The sequence below is a fragment of the Pseudoalteromonas sp. TAE56 genome (genome assembly GCF_000497955.1).
In the GTDB taxonomy this organism is placed as follows: Bacteria; Pseudomonadota; Gammaproteobacteria; order Enterobacterales; family Alteromonadaceae; genus Pseudoalteromonas.
This window is the reverse complement of record NZ_AUTN01000143.1, coordinates 24207-43820: the sequence shown is the minus strand read 5'-3', so window position 1 is coordinate 43820 and position 19614 is coordinate 24207. Positions and strand designations below refer to the sequence as shown.

The window sequence follows — 19614 nt, the reverse complement described above, 5'->3', positions numbered from 1 at the left end:
GGCGAAAATTCCTATTTAAAGCGGTTTCTTAAATTTCAGCGTCATGCGGTCGCTTTCACCAATGGCTTTGTATTTGTCAGCATCTTGTTCGCCGAGTCTTAAGCTTGGTGGTAGCGTCCATACACCTTTAGGGTGATCGGCTGTATCTTTTGGGTTTGCATTTATTTCACTGCTTGCCACTAATTCAAACCCAGCTTGTTTAGCAAGGTCTACTACGTAGCTCTGCTTCATATAACCTGATGTTTTTTGATCTTCGTCAGCACGTTCTTCAGCTAAACGGTGTTCAACTAAACCTAATGTACCACCTGGTTTAAGGGCTTTGTAAAAAGCTTGGAATGCACTTAATGCACCGCTTTTATCTTTACCCATGTACCAGTTATGCACATTACGGAATGTTAAAACCATATCGGCACTGCCAGCTGGCGCAATATCTAAATGTGTTACAGGTGCAAACTCAGTAATTTTAACGCTACTAAAGCGCTTATCTTCAGCTACTTTTTGTTCAAAGCCTGCAAGAGAGCGTTGGTAGTAGCCAACTGATGAATCAGCAGGAAAATGCGCGGCATAATAAGTGCCTTGCTCCTTTAGTGCTGGCGCTAAAATTTCACTATACCAACCACCGCCTGGCGCAATTTCAACAACTGTCATAGTTGGTTTAAAGCCAAAAAATGCCAGTGTTTGAGCCGGGTGACGATATTCGTCACGAACGCTGTTTTTAGCGCTACGTTCGCTTGATTGAAGTGCATGCTCTAGGCTCGATTCGTGGTTATGGCTAAGCGCCATAGTCGATGTCATCGTTAGTGTGGCTACAAGTAGCGATTTTAGCGCAAATTTCATTGTTTGTTCCTTCACATTATAATTTTAAATAGGTTATTGAATAATCAGAATACGTGAATTTATAGCAAACAAAAAGGGTTAAACCAACGTTTAACCCTTTGTGTGATTAGTGGCGGAAATGGCGCATACCAGTAAGCACCATTGCCATGCCAGCTTCATCAGCAGCTGCAATCACTTCTTCATCACGCATTGAGCCACCAGGCTGAATTACCGCAGTAATGCCAGCGGTTGCTGCAGCGTCAATTCCATCACGGAATGGGAAGAACGCATCAGACGCCATAACTGAACCTTTAACTTCAAGGTTTTCATCTGCTGCTTTTATGCCTGCAATTTTAGCTGAGTATACGCGGCTCATTTGGCCAGCACCTACACCAATGGTCATACCGTCACGGGCATAAACAATCGCGTTTGATTTAACAAACTTAGCTACTTTCCAGCAAAATAGTAAATCTTTAAGTTCTTGCTCTGTAGGTTGACGTTTAGAAACAACTTTTAAGTCGCCTTGCGTTACCATGCCTAAATCGCGGTCTTGAACTAAAATACCGCCATTAACGCGTTTAATATCTTGGCCAGCGGCTTTACCTGTCCACTGTCCACATTCTAATAAACGAACGTTCTTTTTAGCTTCAACAATTTTTGCAGCGTCGCCCGAAATACTAGGTGCAATAATTACTTCAACAAACTGACGGTCAACAATTGCTTGTGCAGTTGCTGCATCTAGCTCTCGGTTAAAGGCAATAATGCCACCAAATGCTGATGTAGGGTCTGTTTTAAAAGCGCGCTCGTATGCTTCAAGGATGTTGCCCCCAATTGAAACACCACACGGGTTAGCGTGCTTTACAATTACGCACGCAGGTACGTCAAATTCTTTAACACATTCAAGTGCTGCATCGGTATCTGCAATGTTGTTAAACGAAAGGGCCTTACCTTGCAATTGAGTTGCTGTTGCAACTGATGCTTCAGCAATGTCGCTTTCAACATAAAAAGCAGCATCTTGATGTGAGTTTTCACCGTAGCGCATATCTTGCTTTTTAGTGAACTGCATATTGATAGTACGTGGGAATTTAGTCTCTACAGCAGCTTCCTCGGTGTAATCAGGAACCATTTTACCGAAGTAGTTAGCAATCATGCCATCGTATTGTGCAGTATGCTCGTAAGCGGCAATCGCTAAATCAAAACGTGTTTTGTACGTTGTTGAACCATTGTTGTTTTGCATTTCGCTAATAACACGGTCGTAGTCGCTCGCGTTTACCACGATTGTTACGTCTTTGTGGTTTTTAGCGGCAGCACGAACCNGGGCCGCCAATATCAATATTTTCAATGGCATCTTCAAGGCTGCAGTTTTCTTGAGCGACTGTATTCGCAAAGGGGTATAAGTTAACTACAACTATGTCGATAGCAGAAATGTTGTTATCTGCCATTACGCTTTCATCTTGTCCGCGACGGGCTAATATGCCGCCGTGAATTTTTGGGTGAAGTGTTTTTACACGACCATCCATGATTTCAGGGTGGCCTGTGTGATCTGATACTTCAGTCACTTTTATGCCATTATCAGCAAGTAGTTTACATGTGCCGCCAGTTGATAATATATCAACGCCTTGCGCTTCAAGTGCACGGGCAAATTCAACAATACCGGTTTTATCAGACACACTTAATAGTGCGCGACGAATGGGACGATGAGTATCCATTGTAGTTTGATTTCCTCAGTTAATGAGCTAGCTTAGAAGCGGGCATTTTAACTGATTACAACTCAAAAAACGACTTATAAAGCGCTAATGAGGGTGAGCATTTTGCAACTCGGCTATTAAATTACGGGCATAAAAAAAGCACCCTAGGGTGCTTTTTTAATAATTAGCTGTGGTAAATCACAGCCAGCATATTAGTTCATGCCGTATTTTTTAAGCTTTTTACGTAAAGTACCACGGTTGATACCTAGTAAAATTGCTGCACGAGTTTGGTTACCACGTGTATATGTCATCACTTCTTCAAGTAATGGCGCTTCTAGCTCTGAAAGAACAAGGTCGTAAACGTCTTGCACATCTTGACCGTTAAGCTGCTTTAAATAGTGGTGAACAGCTTTTTTTACTGCATCACGCAATGGCTGCGGTTTCTCGTGTGACTGAACATGAGGGTTAGTGATAAATGGAGAAGTCACGTTTTGTTCGAACATTATTAAGTCTCTTTCTTTCTTAGTTAGCTGCTAGTGTTTTAAAGTATTGCTCTAATGCGACGACCTGTGCCTGTGGGTTGTCGAGCGCATTAAATACTCGCCTAAACTGACCATCACTGTCATGGGTTTGCAAATACCAAGATACATGTTTGCGAGCAATTCGCGCTCCCATTGGCTCACCGTAAAACAGATGGAGGTTTGTTAAATGCTCCATTAAAATACTGCGCACCTCTGCAATAGCAGGCGGCTGTAAATGTTCCCCAGTTCGCAAATAGTGGTCTATCTCCCTAAATATCCAAGGGCGACCTTGGGCGGCTCGGCCAATCATAATGGCATCTGCACCCGTATAGTCTAAAACCTGTTTTGCTTTTTCTGGTGATGTAATATCACCATTGGCAACAACAGGAATCGACACTGAACGTTTTATATCCCTAATCGTGGCGTACTCAGCATCACCTTTGTACATACATGCGCGCGTACGCCCATGTACAGCAAGTGATGCAATGCCATAACGTTCAGCTATTCTCGCAATCTCTACACCATTACGGTTATCCGGATCCCATCCTGTACGGATTTTAAGTGTCACAGGTATATCAACAGCATTAACGACTGCATCAATAATCTCTTCCACAAGTTCAGGAAACTGTAATAAGGCAGAGCCTGCGAGTTTCTTGTTCACTTTTTTTGCTGGGCACCCCATATTGATATCTATGATCTGTGCACCGTTAGCAACATTGAATTGTGCGGCCTGCGCCATAAGCTCAGGATCTGCTCCTGCAATTTGCACCGCGCGTATACCCGATTCACCGCTGTGATCCATACGGTTCATCGACTTTTCCGTTTTCCAAACCTTAGGATTAGACGATAGCATTTCAGAAACAGCTAGCCCTGCGCCTAAACGACGGCAAAGTTGTCTAAATGGTCTGTCTGTAATGCCAGCCATTGGCGCGACAATTACATTATTCTCAAGTTGGTATTTACCGATACGCACTATATTCAATAGGCCTCTTTTCAAGGGGCGCTAAGTTTACGGTTTTTTTCACAAAAATCAAAGGCTATAAATTGAACAAAAGTAACTTTTTTTTGCCCTTTTCGTATTGACATTTGATAACCACATGACAAGTAGGTTGATTTGTTTGAAAATCATACAAGTTTTATTTTTTACATAATAATCAGAAAACTTTTAATATGTAAAAAAATAGTAAAGCCTGTTAAATACAGGCTTTACATGCAGGTTTTGAGCTAATGCTCTAAATTTGATTGTGCAGTTTATTACGCTTTTTTAGTGCCACTAACTCGAGTCCAATCACCTTCAACGGCAATGTCATCTAGTTCAATAAACGGTGCATAAATGTCAGCAACTGATTGCGCTTGCTCTTCTAAAATGCCCGACATGGCAATTTTACCACCTGGCTTTAATAAGCCTAAAATTACACTGTGCAATTCGCGAAGTGGCTGGGCTAAAATATTAGCAACTACTATATCGGCAGTAAATTCAGGTTGGTTTTCTGGCAGGTACACTTCAAGTTTGTCTGCAACACCATTTCGGTTAGCGTTATCTAAGCTTGCTTCGAGTGCTTGAGGGTCAATATCAATCCCAATCATGCGCTCAGCGCCTAGTTTTATAGCTGCGATACCTAAAATGCCTGAGCCACAACCAAAATCAACAACCGTTTTACCTGTTAGGTCTTGGCTTTCTAACCACTTAAGACATAAGGCCGTTGTTGCATGTGTGCCGGTGCCAAAAGCAAGGCCAGGGTCAAGTAGTACATTTACCGCAGTAGGGTCTGGAATATCGCGCCAGCTTGGGCAAATCCATAGTCTTTCACCAAATTGAATCGGGTGGAAGTTATCCATCCATTCACGTTCCCAGTCCTTATCCTCAAGTTGCTCTATTTTGTATACTAAATTGTCTTTTAGCTCATCATGGCGTTTCAATAACGCAACAACTGCATTCATATCGTGATTAGCTTCAAACAAGCCAATTACTGTTGTATCAGCCCAGAATACAACGGTGCCAATTTTGGGTTCGTAAATAGGGGTGTCTTTTGCGTCAATAAAGGTTACTGAAGCACTACCCGCTTCCATTAATAGGTCACTTACTGCATCTGCTGTTGCAGCATTGGCGTTAATACGAATTTGGATCCAAGCCATGATTATTTCCTTCAAATAGAAAAAAGGCCGCTATAGCGGCCTTTTTAGTTTATACAGTAGCGCTAAATTATTTAGCGTCTAAAAAGCTTTTCAGTAAATCTGAGCGAGAAGGGTGGCGTAATTTACGCAGCGCTTTCGCTTCTATTTGACGAATACGTTCACGTGTTACGTCAAACTGTTTACCTACTTCTTCTAAGGTGTGGTCGGTATTCATATCAATACCAAAACGCATACGCAGTACTTTAGCTTCTCGGGCTGTTAGGCCTGCAAGTACATCGTTAGTTGCGCCACGAAGAGACTCCATTGTTGCCGAATCAATTGGCGAATCAATAGTTGTATCTTCGATAAAGTCACCTAAGTGAGAATCTTCATCATCACCGATTGGTGTTTCCATTGAAATTGGCTCTTTAGCAATCTTAAGTACCTTACGGATTTTATCCTCAGGCATCATCATGCGTTCTGCTAATTCTTCTGGATTTGGCTCACGACCCATTTCTTGTAACATTTGACGAGAAATACGGTTAAGTTTATTAATCGTTTCAATCATATGTACTGGAATACGGATTGTTCTTGCTTGGTCAGCAATAGAGCGAGTGATTGCTTGACGTATCCACCATGTAGCATAAGTAGAGAACTTATAACCACGGCGATATTCAAATTTATCAACCGCTTTCATCAGACCAATGTTACCTTCTTGAATTAAATCCAAGAATTGTAAGCCACGGTTTGTGTATTTTTTAGCAATTGAGATTACAAGACGTAAGTTAGCTTCAACCATTTCTTTTTTCGCACGGCGTGCTTTCGCTTCACCAATGCTCATTCGACGGTTAATGTCTTTAATACGCTCAATGCTTAAACCTGTTGTTTGTTCAATAACAGATAATTTATTAATGCTACGAATGATTTCTGGCTTAACTTCTTCAAGTTTAGCTGAATACTTTTCGTTACCTGAAATTTCTAAATCTACCCATGAAGCGTCAGTTTCGTTGTTAGCAAAATGCTTAACGAATGTTTTCTTCGGTAATTTAGCAATTTGTACAGCTTGTTTCATGATTAGACGTTCTTGAACGCGAACACGATCCATCATTTCACGCATGTTATTTACCATGCGGTCAAACTGTTTAGGTATTAATTTAAAGGTTCTGAAAAGCTCACCAATTTCAAAAATGGCGGCTTGTGATTCAGGATGCGAACGACCTTTAGCTTCAAACGTATCACGTGCTTTATTGTATAAATCACGTAAATTTTCAAAATGAATGCGCGCTTCTTCAGGATCTGGCCCTGTGTCTACTTCTTCTTCATCTTCGTCATCGCTATCAGCATCATCTTTGTCATCTTTATCGTCATCAAGTTGCTTAGCACTTAATTCTGAACCGATGTTAGTTGCTGAAATTGGCGCTGTATCTTCATTAGGATCGATAAATCCAACGATGATATCGCTTAAACGCATTTCTTCAGCTTCAAACTTATCCCACTGCTCTAGCAGGTAAGTGATTGCTTCAGGGTACTCTGCAACAGAAATCTGTACTTGGTTAATGCCTTCTTCGATACGTTTAGCGATTACAATTTCGCCTTCACGTGTAAGAAGTTCAACAGTACCCATTTCACGCATGTACATGCGAACCGGATCCGTTGTACGGCCGATTTCTTTTTCTACAGTCGCAAGGGCTGCAGCGGCAGNAGCTTCAGCTGCGTCTTCGTCTGTCGTTGTTTCTTGCATCATTAATTCATCAGCATCAGGCGCATTTTCGCTAACCTTAATACCCATATCATTAATCATGCTTATGATATCTTCTACTTGATCTGAGTCTATAATGTCTTGTGGAAGGTGATCATTTACTTCTGCAAAAGTTAAGTAGCCTTGCTCTTTACCTTTTTGAATCAGAAGTTTTAATTGTGACTGAGGAGTTGGATCCATAGAGATTTTTTCTTCCACTCTGATAAGTTGATACAACAGGCGCCATCATGTAGTTTGCATTAAAGCCAACTAGAATAATGTGACGCAGTGAATAGCACAGTATAACAGTTTAAATCAATTTTGACTAGGGTCTGTTGGTCTTTCAGGATTAAAGTTTATTCTATCCAAGGGTGGTTTAATCGCGGCGCGAGGTTTGTAACCTAGTGGGCTAAGTAAAAACCGAGCAACAACGAGTAAACCTCCCTTGGGTCGAACCCAAAGGGCAGCGCGTGTTTGGCATTTATGCTGCGTTATCGCCTATTTATGTGGAATAATCACACTACATAGGCTCTGTCTTGTCTAAATACCAAACACACTGCTGTAAACTTAACCTCGAAAGATAAACAGACCCTAACTGTTAGTCGCTTTTAACGCTGTCATTAACAAATGACACTCAAGTCTTTCATCGCTACTAAGGCCTTGAGTCTTGTCCTTTATTAATAGGGTCTCGAGTCGATAATTTAAACACTGATCTTCAATAAACTTGAAAGTATTTTTAAAAACCGTTTCTAAACGTTCTTCATTTATGTCGTGTTGCCACGTTGCAAGCTTGATTAATGGCTCATAATCTTCAGTTCCTCTAAAAAATTCGAGCAATTGTGCAGTGGTAACATTTTTTTTCTCTAAAGCTTGTTCTTGTAAACGTAACAACAGCCCTATACCAGCAATATTCATTTGTGCGAGTTCAGGTAAGTACGGCACATTTTTAGCTAAATTAGGATGTTGAATTAAAATACCTATCGCTTGTCGCATCGGTGTTATTTTAAATTTACGTTCAATAGAATGCTGTTGCTTTGGCGTTTTTAAACGGTTATTTAATTGCTCACGTGTTCTTCCGATTAAACGCCCTAATTGTTCAAGAATGTTTTCTTGATAAAATTCACTTGGGATTTTTTCAATTAATGGAAGTGCTGCACTGAGTAATTTAGCTTTCCCTGAGTCGAGTGTTAAATCTACTTCTTGGCTTAATTTATTAAACAATACTTTAGTAAAGTCATCCGCTTGGCTTAGGCGTAATTCGAATTGCTCCTTCCCCACTTTTTGTACAAGAGAGTCAGGGTCTTCGCCATCAGGTAAAAACGCAAATTGCAGTGCTTTACCATCATTTAAATAAGGAAGTGCGTTTTCAAGCGCTCTCCAGGCTGCATCACGGCCAGCTCTGTCACCATCGTAACAACAGATTACTTTATCTGTTGTTCTAAACAGAGTATGCATGTGCTCGCTTGTTGTTGCTGTGCCCAAAGATGCTACAGCGTATTCAATTCCTTGTTCGGCTAGGGCAACAACATCCATATAACCTTCAACAACCATTACATGCTCAAGTTTTTTATGGGCTTGCTTTGCTTCATAAAGCCCATAAAGCTCAAAGCCTTTATGAAAAATTCGGGTCTCTGGCGAGTTTAAATATTTGGGCCCTTGGTCAGCTTGCATTACACGCCCACCAAATGCAATAACGCGTCCGCGTTTATCGCGAATAGGAAACATTAATCGGTCGCGGAAAAAATCAAATTGTCTGCCTGGTGTTTTTTCTGAAGCTAGTTTTAATTCAACCAACTGCTCTTTTTGTTCTTTATTACGGCCAAGTTGAAGGCATAATCCATCCCACTCGCTGGGAGCGTAGCCAATCATGAACTTTTTAACTGTTTCACCACTTAAACCACGGCCTTTTACATATTCAATAACGGCAGCAGAATTACTGTGGTGTTTTAATTGGTGTTGATAAAAGCGCGCAGTATGAAGCATTAAATCGTAATCAGAGCGCTTTTGTGCAGCAGTACGTTCTGGTGCTGAGTTTGTGCCTTGTTCTCGAGGTACTTCTAAGTTAAGCATGCTTGCTATTTCTTCAATAGCATCTACAAACTCAAGCTTTTCATACTCCATTACAAACGAAATTGCATTACCATTAGCACCACAACCAAAGCAATGATAAAACTGTTTGTCTTGCGATACGGTAAATGAGGGCGATTTTTCGTTATGAAATGGGCAGCAAGCTTGATAATCCTTACCTGCTTTTTTTAGACCTACTTTTGAGTCTATCAGGTCGACAATATCGGTTCTGGCAAGTAAATCGTCTATAAAGTTACGTGGGATCTTTCCAGCCATTAGTAAAATACAGTCCTGAAATAATAAGAAGAATAACGAATATGAAATTTACTTTTTTATACTTGCTTGATGCAAAATATAGCGTGCTTTAACTTACCAAAATGATAGCAAAATAAATAGAGAAGCTATAAAAAATTTCATTTTAAAGTAACCTAATAGGTGTACTTTTTATTAAAGTTAAAAACAAAGAAACCGAGCGCAAGGCTCGGTTCACTTCAATCATACTTTAATGTATGTGGGAGTATTAGGCAGTTAATCGTTGCTTAATTAAACCAGAGATTTTGCCCATATCGGCACGACCTTCGGCTTTGCTTTTGATTATACCCATTACTTTACCCATGTCTTGCATACCTGCTGCGTTAGTATCAGCAATAGCCGCATCAATGAGAGCAATGATTTCTTCTTCACTCAATTTTTGAGGTAAGAAAGTTTCAAGTGCTACTATTTCATTGGCTTCAATATCAGCTAAATCATCACGCCCAGCATCTTTGTACTGAGTGTAAGAGTCACGACGTTGTTTAACAAGCTTCACTATAACGGAGGTAATACCTGCGTCGTCTAGTTCTATGCGCTCGTCAATTTCACGTTGCTTGATTGCAGCAAGTACCATACGAATAGGGTTAAGACGTTGTTTGTCTTTAGCTCTCATCGCATCTTTTTGCGCATCTTTTAGCGTTATTAAAAGGCTCATTTATACAAGACCTAATATATTAGTATAATTTAACGCGACGTGCGTTATCACGAGAAAGTTTTTTCATGTGACGTTTTACTGCAGCAGCTTTTTTACGCTTACGCTCAGCTGTTGGTTTTTCATAGTGCTCGCGACGACGAACTTCTGAAAGGATTCCTGCTTTTTCACATGAACGCTTGAAGCGACGAAGTGCTACGTCAAACGGTTCGTTCTCTCTTACTTTAATTACTGGCATTAAAAATTCACCTACCTAAATTATGAGCGTTGCTCAAGTTGATCAAACATTGATCAAGTGGTTCAAAAATGGTGCGGTATTGTAATCCGAAGCAACACCACATGTAAAGGACAATATTAACAGAAACGCATCATGTAAAACAGTATTAATTTACTTGGCGCTGGTAGAGTTTGCAAAACACTTGGCCTGCCTTTTTTTCTTTAATTAACAACCAGTTGCTTGGGTTGTTAAAGGTGGTTAACTCTGTTTCGACTTCAACATAAATTAATGCATCATCGCTTAACCATTGGTTTTTTTCTAATAAATCACAGGTCGTTTGCGCTAAATCTTTACGAAATGGTGGGTCAACAAATACAAGATTAAACGCTTCGTTTGTGTTTTTTTGCTCTAAAAAGGAGAGTGAATTAGTATGTTTAACGTATGCGTTGTCGAGCTTTAAAGTGCTAATGTTTAGTTCTAATTGCTTGGCAGCTGACGAGTCGAGCTCGATAAATGTGGCGTTTTTGGCAAATCGAGATAGCGCTTCAAATCCTAACCCACCAGAACCTGCAAAACAATCAAGTACATTTGTGTCACGCGTATCTTGCATTAGCCAATTAAATACAGTTTCTTTAATTCGATCGGTAGTAGGTCTTAAGCCTTCTACATTTTTAACAGGGAGTTTTCGGCCTCGAAATTGGCCACTAATCACTCTAATAAAGCCATCACTGGGCTTGTTAGTAGCTTTATTTTGCGTTGTTTTTTTTCTCATTTAGCTCACTAAAAAATGGTATATGGTATCTAGCTCAGATAATATTATGCGTGATTACGCGTAGCTTCATTTTTCAACCGTATTAAAAGTGTTACTATTGAACACTTACGTTTTGAATGGTTGTATTTATTAGCAACTATTGCTGGGCATTGCCAAGCTATTTCAAATTTTAGTTTATCAGATTTTTATAAGTGGTTATTAGCAAGTATGACAAAAAAAAGTAAATTCATGTCGTGGCTCGGTTTTGGCAAGTCAGATAAAAAAGAAGCAGAGCAAAAAGCAGCCGCTGATAAACAACAAGCATTAGCGCAAGAAGAAGCGCAGAAGCTAGAGCAAGAAAAGCTTGCACAGCAGGCTGAAACTGAACGTTTACAAGCAGAAGCCGAAACAGAGCGCTTAGAGCAGGAGCGTATTGCTGCTGAACAAATTGAAGCGAAACGTCTAGAGCAAGAAAAGCTAGCACAGGAGCAAGCTGAACGTTTAAAAGCAGAGGCCGAAACAGAGCGCTTAGAGCAGGAGCGTATTGCTTCTGAACAAATTGAAGCAAAACGTTTAGAGCAAGAGCGTGCTGAAAACGCAGAAAAGGTTGCAATTGAGCAGGCCAATGCTGAATTACTTGCAAAACAACAAGCTGATGCAGAAGCGCAAAGACAAGAACATGCACAACGTTTAGCCGATCAAGAAACGCAGATGCTGTTAGAGCAAGAGCGATTGGCTGCAGAAAAAGTAGAGGCTGAGCGACTAGAGCAAATACGCCTTGAAAAAAAGGATGAAGCTGTAAAGGCTGAAAAGCTTGCAATAGAGCAAGCGAATGCTGAGTTACTAGCAAAAGAACAAGCGGATGCTGAAGCACAAAGACAAGAACAAGCAAAACGTTTAGCAGAACAAGAAGCGCAAATGCGTTTAGAGCAAGAGCGCATTGCTGCTGAAAAAGTTGAAAATGAACGTTTGGAACAAGAACGCATTACTGCTGAAAAAGCAGAAAATGAACGTTTAGAGCAAGAGCGCATTGCTTTAGAAAAAGCAGAAAACGAGCGTTTAGAGCAAGAGCGCATTGCTTTAGAAAAAGCAGAGAATGAGCGTTTAGAGCAAGAGCGCATTGCTTTAGAAAAAGCAGAAAATGAACGTTTAGAACAAGAACGAATTGCTGCTGAAAAAGCAGAAAATGAACGTTTAGAGCAAGAGCGCATTGCTTTAGAAAAAGCAGAGAATGAGCGTTTAGAGCAAGAGCGATTGGCTGCGGAAAAAGCAGAGAATGAGCGTTTAGAGCAAGAGCGATTGGCTGCGGAAAAAGCAGAGAATGAACGTTTAGAGCAAGAGCGTATTGCTGCTGAACAAGCAGAAAACGAACGCTTAGAGCAAGAGCGTATTACTGCAGAAGAAGCAGAAAATGAGCGTTTAGAACAAGAACGTATTACAGCAGAACTTGCAATTGAAGAAGCTAAAAAAGCAGAAAAGCCGAAAAAAGAAGGGTTTTTCTCTCGTCTTAAAAAGGGCTTGTTAAAAACTCGCGTTAATATAGGTTCTGGTTTTGCGTCTATTTTTAGTGGTAAAAAAATAGATGACGAATTATTTGAAGATCTTGAAACGCAGCTGCTCACCGCCGATTTAGGCGTTGACACTACCATGAAGTTGATTGATAGCCTGACTGATGCTGCGAACCGTAAGCAGTTAAAAGATGGTGATGCGCTTTATGAGTTAATGAAACAAGAAATGGCTGCGATGCTAAAAACAGCTGAACAGCCTTTAGTAATTACCGAAGATAAAAAGCCGTTTGTTATTTTAATGGTGGGTGTAAATGGCGTTGGTAAAACAACGACTATAGGTAAGATGGCTAAGCAATTTCAAAACGAAGGTAAGTCGGTTATGCTGGCCGCTGGTGATACGTTTAGAGCGGCTGCAGTTGAGCAACTTCAGGTTTGGGGCGAACGTAACAGCATTCCTGTTATTGCCCAACATACAGGTGCAGATAGTGCGTCGGTTGTCTTTGATGCATTCCAAGCTGCAAAAGCCCGTAATATAGATGTGTTAATTGCTGATACAGCAGGGCGCCTGCAAAATAAAGATAACTTAATGCAAGAGCTTGAAAAAATAGCTCGCGTAATGAAAAAAATTGATCCCGATGCGCCGCACGAAGTCATGCTAACCATTGATGCTGGTACAGGTCAAAATGCAATTAGCCAAGTGAACTTATTTAATCAATGCGTTGGTTTAACTGGTATTACGCTTTCAAAACTAGATGGAACTGCAAAAGGTGGTGTTATTTTTGCGGTTGCAGATAAGTTTAATATTCCAATTCGTTACATTGGTGTTGGTGAAGGTATTGATGATTTACGCGCTTTTAAAAGCGATGACTTTATTGATGCGTTATTTAGCCAAGATGAGGACGACGTTTAATTTACCAAAAAAGGGAGCTTGCTCCCTTTTTAATTGCGAGGAATACCAATTTTATTAGTAAATTAATTGAATTGGCATAATAAAAAGATGATAAATTTTCAGCAAGTAAGTAAGACTTATCCTGGAGGGCACCGCGCCCTCGAAAAAGTTAATTTTCATGTTAAACCGGGTGAACTTGCCTTTTTAACCGGTCACAGTGGTGCGGGTAAAAGTACGTTGCTTAAGTTAATTAGCTTAATGGAACGTCCATCGGCAGGCAGTGTATTTATCAACGGTGTTGATTTAAATAAAGTAAACTCGCGTCAAATTCCTTATGCTCGCCGTGATATTGGTATTATTTTTCAAAACCACCGTTTACTAGAGCGCTATACTATTTTTGATAACGTGGCGCTGCCTCTTATTATTGAGGGTACTCACCATAAGCAAATAGCTAAACGTGTTCATGGTGCGCTTGATAAAGTAGGCCTGATAGACAAAATAAAATGTCATCCGTCGATGCTCTCTGGAGGCGAGCAGCAACGTGTTGGTATTGCCAGAGCAATAGTGAACTCCCCACCAATTTTGTTAGCCGATGAACCTACAGGTAACCTTGATCCTGAGCTTTCAATGGAAATACTAAAGCTGTTTGAAGACTTCAATAAACACGGCACCACTGTTCTTATAGCTACGCATGACTTAGGTTTGGTTGCACGTATGAAGTACCGCAGTCTAACCTTAAAAGATGGTCGTATGCTTCAAGATCCGCTCGCTGAGGGAGCACTATGAGTTTACTTTTTAAAAGTCGTCAAAATAGTAACGACAAGCAAAAAAAATCAGTATTAGCTGGCGGTTATTTTTTCATTATTAATATTTTTCGCCAAGGTGTTCATAGCTTAGGTGAAATGTGGCGTACGCCGCTTGCGTCTATGATGACTATTGCTGTACTTGGTTTGAGCCTAACGTTACCTGCAACACTTTATCTTGTCGTTAAAAACGTACAGCAAGTAAGTAGTGGTTTTGAAGAAGCGAGTGAAATATCGTTGTTTGTAAAAGAAAGTATGAACGAGCAAGAAACGCAAACATTAGTAAAGCGCTTAGCGTTATATCCAGAGGTTGAAAGTGTTGAGTTTATTTCAAAACAAAAAGCACTTACTGAGTTTAAAGACGTATCTGGATTTGGACAGGCCTTAGAATATTTAGATAAGAACCCATTACCAGATGTGGTACTGGTTACGCCAACAAAACGTCACAGACACCCAAATGCTGCTAAAGTACTGTTAACTAAATTAGAAAGTGAACGTGAAGTTGATTTTGGTAAGCTCGATATAGCGTGGTTAGAGCGTTTAAATGCATTACTAGATTTACTGAAAGAAAGCGTAATAACCATCGCATTATTACTGCTTACCTCAGTGACGCTTATTATTGGTAACACTATTCGTTTGTCGATCATGGATAAAAAAGAAGAAATACAAGTCATGAAGCTAGTTGGCGCAACTAACACCTTTATACATGCCCCATTTTTATGGACGGGCATTTGGTATGGTGTAATAGGTGGTTTGTTTGCCTTTATATGCGTAGGACTAATGATGTGGTGGCTTTCAAGCGCTGTGAGCAGTGTAGCAGGGGTATACCAAACAAGCTTTTCGTTAATTGGATTATCGCTTAACGAGCTTGGCTTTTTAGTGTTACTTGCAACAAGCTTAGGATTTGTAGGCTCTTACCTTTCTGTAAATCGATATATTAAAGAAATAGAACCCGATAAAGTATAAGTGAACCAACTCAGTTCGATGTGCGTATGGTATCGGACTGGGTTGTACCTCCTGTTATTAAAACTGTCATATTTGTGTACTATCCTCCCATAAAGTAATGAGTTGTAAATAAGGTGATACAGCGAAGTTAACCCGCTGCAATCCCTCAATTCATCACTTATTCAGTCGCTTGTAGTAGACTAAACCCATACTAAAAAACTGCTTGATTTATACTTTTAAAAAGTTTTAAATTGGGGTTAGCACTCTTAAAGAAAGAGTGCTAAGATAGTTTCAAATGTTTATCACCGAGGTGAAAAATGAGTAAAGATTTATACGCAATGGCACTTACAGTCGGACAACAAAGCGCAAGCATGGACGGTTACCTTCAAGCGGTAAGCACTATCCCTATGCTTAAAGTTGAACAAGAGCAAGAACTTGCTAAAAGGCTTCAGGATGAAGGCGATCTTAGTGCTGCCAAGCAACTCATTATGTCGCATTTACGCTTTGTAGCACATATTGCTAAAAGCTACTCGGGATACGGCTTGCCACAAGCTGACCTTATTCAAGAAGGTAATATAGGCCTGATGAAAGCGGTTAAACGTTTCGATCCTACAGTGGGTGTACGTTTAGTATCGTTTGCAGTGCATTGGATTAAAGCCGAGATTCACGAGTTTGTGCTTAAAAACTGGCGCATAGTTAAAGTTGCAACCACTAAAGCGCAACGTAAATTGTTTTTCAATCTTCGTAAAAACAAAAAGCGTTTAGGTTGGTTTAATCAAGCTGAGGTAAGCACCGTTGCTAGCGAGCTAGGTGTGAGTGAAAAAGAAGTACGTGAAATGGAATCGCGTATGAGCGGCCAAGACATGGGCTTTGACCTAACTGGCGATGATAACGACGACGCACCAACTAGCACTTACTCTCCAGTACAGTATTTAACAGATGGTGCAGCTGACTTAGCTGACGACGTTGAACAACAACAGTGGAAAGAGCAAGCGCATACTCGTTTATTTAGTGCACTTAAAACACTAGACGAGCGTTCACAAGATATTGTTAGCGCACGTTGGTTGTCGGATGATAAAGCGACTCTTCAAGAGCTTGCACAAAAGTACAGTGTATCTGCTGAACGTGTGCGACAGCTTGAAAAAACAGCGATGAAAAAGTTACAAAGCGCTATGAGCTAAACACCGCTCTAGCAGCAAAATTTGAAAAGCCCTGCATGAGAATGCGGGGCTTTTTGCTTTCGCGTTGGTTTGAGCGAAGCGAAACCCAACGATAAAATATCCTTTCAAGTAATATGCATATTGAATGGTTAGTTTGTAATTCGTGTATGAAAGCTATATTACCTAGCACTAATCTCTTTTCCCTCAGCCTGCGCTAACTGAATGTATTTACGTTCAACCAGCTGCGAAACCGGCACGAGTTCAAAGCCTTGCTCTATTAACTGGGGTAACGCTTCACGTAAGAAATCAATGGTTTCAGGGTAGGGGTGTGCAATTGCAATGGCAAAACTCTGGGTTGTGGCGAGTTGTTTTAATTCTTCAAGCCTCAGCTGGAGTTGTTCTGGTGTAGTTATATTGTCTAAGAACACTTGGCGACTAATATTAGCAACACCTAAAAAGTTAGCAGCATTTTGTGCTTGGCTTAAGTCGGTTGTACGGCTATCTAAAAAATATAAATGGCGCTTTTTAAGTACTTCCATTGTCCATTTCATAGCTTGGCTTTTTTGCGTAAGCGCTGAGCCCATGTGGTTATTAACGCCTTTAACTTGCGGTAAACTAGCGAGAGCTGTTCCAAGAGTTTGCTGAAGCTGCTCTTTATTCATATTTAAAGTAAGCGCGCCAGGCCCTAGTTCTTTACCGTTAAGTGCTTGCATCGGCACATGGAGTAATAACTCTTTATTTGATTGACTGGCAAGCGTTGCAAAAATTTGCGAATAAGGGGTATGAGGCAAAATTGAATACGACAATTGCCCTGGTAAGGAAAGGAACTCTAAGTCCCGTTGATGATAGCCTATATCGTCTATCACTATCGCTATTTGTTTGGCGCTAATTGTTGCTGAGCTAAAACAAATAGCTAATATTAGCCATTTTATTATTTTCACGTTTATAGTTTTTATTATCTTTTTAGCTTTGTTTATACAGCTTATACAAGCTATTGCATGCTGAGTAATTGTTTTGCTTTAACTAATTGTAAATCGGCTAAGTTACCAGTAAGTAATTGCGCGTTACTGTTAGTGTGTTCATTTTTTATTATAACGGCTTTATTACTTTGTGAAAGGTTTGTTTGATTAACCGCCACATCTGGGGTTATTCCTATTCCATCAATCGATTTACCTAATGGCGTAAAGTATTTTGCTGTGGTGAGCTTTAATGCAGTGTTGCCATCACCTAACGGAATGAGTGATTGCACAGAACCCTTTCCAAAAGATTGACTGCCTACAACAGTTGCTCGTTTATTATCTTTGAGTGCTGCTGCAAGTATTTCGGCTGCAGAGGCTGAATTTTCGTTTATAAGCACAACAATGGGGGCATTTTTTAGAATGTCTCCACGCTTTGCATAAAATGCTTGGTTGGCATCGTAAAAACGTCCTTTAGTTGTGACTATAGTGCCACTTTGTAAAAATAGGTCTGATACCGCCACTGCGCTTTGTAATGTACCCCCAGGGTTATCGCGTAAATCAATTACTAAGCCTTTAAGTGGGTAACCAAAGTGGCTTTGCAGGGCAGCAACTTGCAGAGCAACCTCATGTAATGTGTGGTTAGAAAAATTATTTATAGCTATATAACCAGTACCAAAATCTAGAAGTTCGCTTGTTACGCTTTCGAGGTTTATTTGGCGGCGTGCTACATGAAACGTGAGTGGGTTTTTATTGTTATCACGATTTATAATTAGGTCTATATTTGAAAATTTACTGTTTCTTATTAGTGTTGCTACTTCATCGATTGTACGATTTTGGACTGCGTGGTTGTTTACACTTACAATAATATCGTCTGGTAAAATCCCCGCCGCTTTTGCGGGAGAGTTATTAACCACATTAACAATAGTCATATTCTCGTCGATATTTTTAACCTCAATACCAATACCTGTGTAGCGGCCATTTGTGTTATCAAATAATGAGGTTAGTTCGTGCTCATTTAAGTACTTAGAGTAAGAGTCGAGCTTTGAATATAAACGCTCAAATTGCTGGTTATTATATTTAATGTGGTGGCTATTTTGTAAGGTGAGATCTTCAACGTAGTAGGCATGAATGTTAAAGAGTATTTCGTCTATTTGTTGTCTTTTAAGATCTTTAATCGAGCTTGCTAGTACATTACTAGTAAAGGCAATTAAGGTTAGTAATACGAGTAAATATAGACTTATATAAAAGCCTGTATTTTTTTGAACAATGGTAGTTACTACAGTTTTTTTAGTTGTCATCAGCTGCTCCAGAGCGGTGCAGCGATTAATTTAATTAAATGCGTTTGCACCATTTGATAGGATTTACTGCGCGTCCTTTGTGGCGTATTTCAAAGTATAGACCAGAACTAGCTTGTCCGCCGCTTTGGCCAACTAAAGCAAGTGTTTCACCTTCGCGTACCATGTCGCCTACATCTCTTAGCAATGTTTGAGCGTGGCCATATAGGCTCATAAAGCCCTCACCATGATCTACAACAATTACCCAACCATAGCCTTTTAGCCAATCGGCAAATACAACTTGACCATTATGTACGCTATTAATATTAGTGCCTTCTTTTGCACCAATTAATACGCCTTTCCAATCAATACCACCATGTTTACGTTGGCCAAAAGTGTGCTCTAACTTGCCTTTGCTCGGCCAGTCTAATTTACCTTTATTTTTATTTAGGCCCAGTAATTCAATTTTTTGTGTTTTTTCTTTTTCTAGTTCTTCAATCGTTGCTACCAAAGTTTGTTGGTTTTCTTTTAAATAATTTATTGAGCTTTTAGTGCTGTTGAGCTGAGCTTGTAAGTTTTTAAGATTTGCTTGGCGTTCACTTTGTGCATTAACTAAAGCGGTTTGGCGTCTTTTTTGCTCATCAAATAAAAGTTCTAGTTTTTCTTGTGTTTTAACAAGCTCTTTTTGGTTTTGTACTATTTGCTGTTGAAGGTCTTTTAGATCTTCAATTTGTTCAATACGAGCTTTATTTAAGTAGTTGTAATAACTAAGTGTGCGCTCAAATTTAGCAGTGTCTTCTTGGTTTAACAGCATTTTAGAGTAATCGTCGCCACCGGCCATATAAGCGCTTTTGAGCTGCGCGGCTAAAACTTTCTGAAATTGTGCATGCTTTTTATCGAGCTCATCGGCTTTATTTTGCAACTCTTTTTGCTGTGTTTTAGTTTCTTTTACTGATTGCTCTGCCATGTTAAGTGCTTTAGCATTTTTAGCTATATCGAGTTCATGGCTTTTGAGGTTTTTTTGTAGTGACGCTATTTTTTTTCTTTGCGCGTTATATTCAGCTTGGCTTTGCTCAAGTGCATTTTGAACTTCTGATAAGTCTTTTTTAGTACGATCTTCATTAGCAACTGCAGATGCAGTCACTAATGAAGTTAGTATTAAACCGCACTTAATTAACCGGTTAATACGTCTATTCATG

16 protein-coding genes and 1 pseudogene are annotated in these 19614 nt (G+C 40.0%); 4 read left to right on the top strand and 13 right to left on the bottom strand.

What is annotated here, in order from left to right; genetic code table 11:
• Window positions 1-15: 15 nt before the first annotated feature.
• The 10 genes and pseudogenes from L656_RS0117510 to rsmD form a co-directional block, all read right to left on the bottom strand.
• Window positions 16-837 (bottom strand): class I SAM-dependent methyltransferase, encoded by an 822-nt coding sequence (locus L656_RS0117510; protein WP_024600158.1) that lies wholly within the window; start codon window positions 835-837, stop codon window positions 16-18.
• 106 nt (window positions 838-943) lie between these two features.
• Window positions 944-2525: pseudogene (gene purH / locus L656_RS01000000122405) on the bottom strand (bifunctional phosphoribosylaminoimidazolecarboxamide formyltransferase/IMP cyclohydrolase).
• A gap of 191 nt (window positions 2526-2716) precedes the next feature.
• Window positions 2717-3007: a DNA-binding transcriptional regulator Fis gene (fis, locus tag L656_RS0117500; protein ID WP_002957804.1), complete on the bottom strand. Its 291-nt coding sequence runs from the start codon at window positions 3005-3007 to the stop codon at window positions 2717-2719.
• A gap of 19 nt (window positions 3008-3026) precedes the next feature.
• Entirely contained in the window at window positions 3027-3998 is a 972-nt protein-coding gene (dusB, locus tag L656_RS0117495) for a tRNA dihydrouridine synthase DusB (protein WP_010553368.1), read from the bottom strand.
• A 281-nt stretch (window positions 3999-4279) separates the two neighbouring features.
• Window positions 4280-5161 (bottom strand): 50S ribosomal protein L11 methyltransferase, encoded by an 882-nt coding sequence (prmA, locus tag L656_RS0117485; RefSeq protein WP_024600157.1) that lies wholly within the window; start codon window positions 5159-5161, stop codon window positions 4280-4282.
• A 67-nt stretch (window positions 5162-5228) separates the two neighbouring features.
• Entirely contained in the window at window positions 5229-7079 is a 1851-nt protein-coding gene (gene rpoD, locus L656_RS0117480) for an RNA polymerase sigma factor RpoD (RefSeq protein WP_024600156.1), read from the bottom strand.
• Between the two features lie 390 nt (window positions 7080-7469).
• Window positions 7470-9221: a DNA primase gene (gene dnaG / locus L656_RS0117475; RefSeq protein ID WP_024600155.1), complete on the bottom strand. Its 1752-nt coding sequence runs from the start codon at window positions 9219-9221 to the stop codon at window positions 7470-7472.
• A 244-nt stretch (window positions 9222-9465) separates the two neighbouring features.
• Window positions 9466-9912: a GatB/YqeY domain-containing protein gene (locus L656_RS0117470; RefSeq protein ID WP_007586535.1), complete on the bottom strand. Its 447-nt coding sequence runs from the start codon at window positions 9910-9912 to the stop codon at window positions 9466-9468.
• A 19-nt stretch (window positions 9913-9931) separates the two neighbouring features.
• Complete coding sequence (gene rpsU, locus L656_RS0117465; RefSeq protein WP_002957797.1) at window positions 9932-10147, bottom strand: 30S ribosomal protein S21; 216 nt, start codon at window positions 10145-10147, stop codon at window positions 9932-9934.
• Between the two features lie 145 nt (window positions 10148-10292).
• Window positions 10293-10898, bottom strand: a complete 606-nt coding sequence (gene rsmD, locus L656_RS0117460; protein ID WP_024600154.1) for a 16S rRNA (guanine(966)-N(2))-methyltransferase RsmD — start codon at window positions 10896-10898, stop codon at window positions 10293-10295.
• A gap of 207 nt (window positions 10899-11105) precedes the next feature.
• Here rsmD and ftsY point away from each other — a divergent pair, with 207 nt between their 5' ends.
• The 4 genes from ftsY (at window position 11106) to rpoH (ending at window position 16203) form a co-directional block, all read left to right on the top strand.
• Complete coding sequence (gene ftsY / locus L656_RS1000000122860) at window positions 11106-13295, top strand: signal recognition particle-docking protein FtsY (RefSeq protein WP_076915779.1); 2190 nt, start codon at window positions 11106-11108, stop codon at window positions 13293-13295.
• A gap of 87 nt (window positions 13296-13382) precedes the next feature.
• On the top strand, window positions 13383-14060 hold the full coding sequence (ftsE, locus tag L656_RS0117450) for a cell division ATP-binding protein FtsE (RefSeq protein ID WP_007582842.1): 678 nt from the start codon (window positions 13383-13385) through the stop codon (window positions 14058-14060).
• Complete coding sequence (gene ftsX, locus L656_RS0117445; protein ID WP_007582840.1) at window positions 14057-15043, top strand: permease-like cell division protein FtsX; 987 nt, start codon at window positions 14057-14059, stop codon at window positions 15041-15043. Before ftsE ends, ftsX begins: the two co-directional genes overlap by 4 nt.
• A gap of 296 nt (window positions 15044-15339) precedes the next feature.
• On the top strand, window positions 15340-16203 hold the full coding sequence (rpoH, locus tag L656_RS0117440; protein ID WP_024600152.1) for an RNA polymerase sigma factor RpoH: 864 nt from the start codon (window positions 15340-15342) through the stop codon (window positions 16201-16203).
• A gap of 158 nt (window positions 16204-16361) precedes the next feature.
• Here the strand turns inward: rpoH and L656_RS0117435 are convergent, their stop codons facing one another.
• The 3 genes from L656_RS0117435 to L656_RS0117425 are packed head-to-tail and all read right to left on the bottom strand — an operon-like array spanning window position 16362 to window position 19613.
• Window positions 16362-17123 carry a divergent polysaccharide deacetylase family protein gene (locus L656_RS0117435; protein WP_024600151.1) on the bottom strand — a complete coding sequence of 254 codons (762 nt, stop codon included), beginning with the start codon at window positions 17121-17123 and terminating at the stop codon, window positions 16362-16364.
• A 50-nt stretch (window positions 17124-17173) separates the two neighbouring features.
• On the bottom strand, window positions 17174-18439 hold the full coding sequence (locus L656_RS0117430; protein ID WP_024600150.1) for a S41 family peptidase: 1266 nt from the start codon (window positions 18437-18439) through the stop codon (window positions 17174-17176).
• Window positions 18440-18473: 34 nt separating this feature from the next.
• Window positions 18474-19613, bottom strand: coding sequence for a murein hydrolase activator EnvC family protein (locus L656_RS0117425; protein WP_024600149.1), 1140 nt, complete (start codon window positions 19611-19613; stop codon window positions 18474-18476).
• Window position 19614 lies beyond the last annotated feature (1 nt).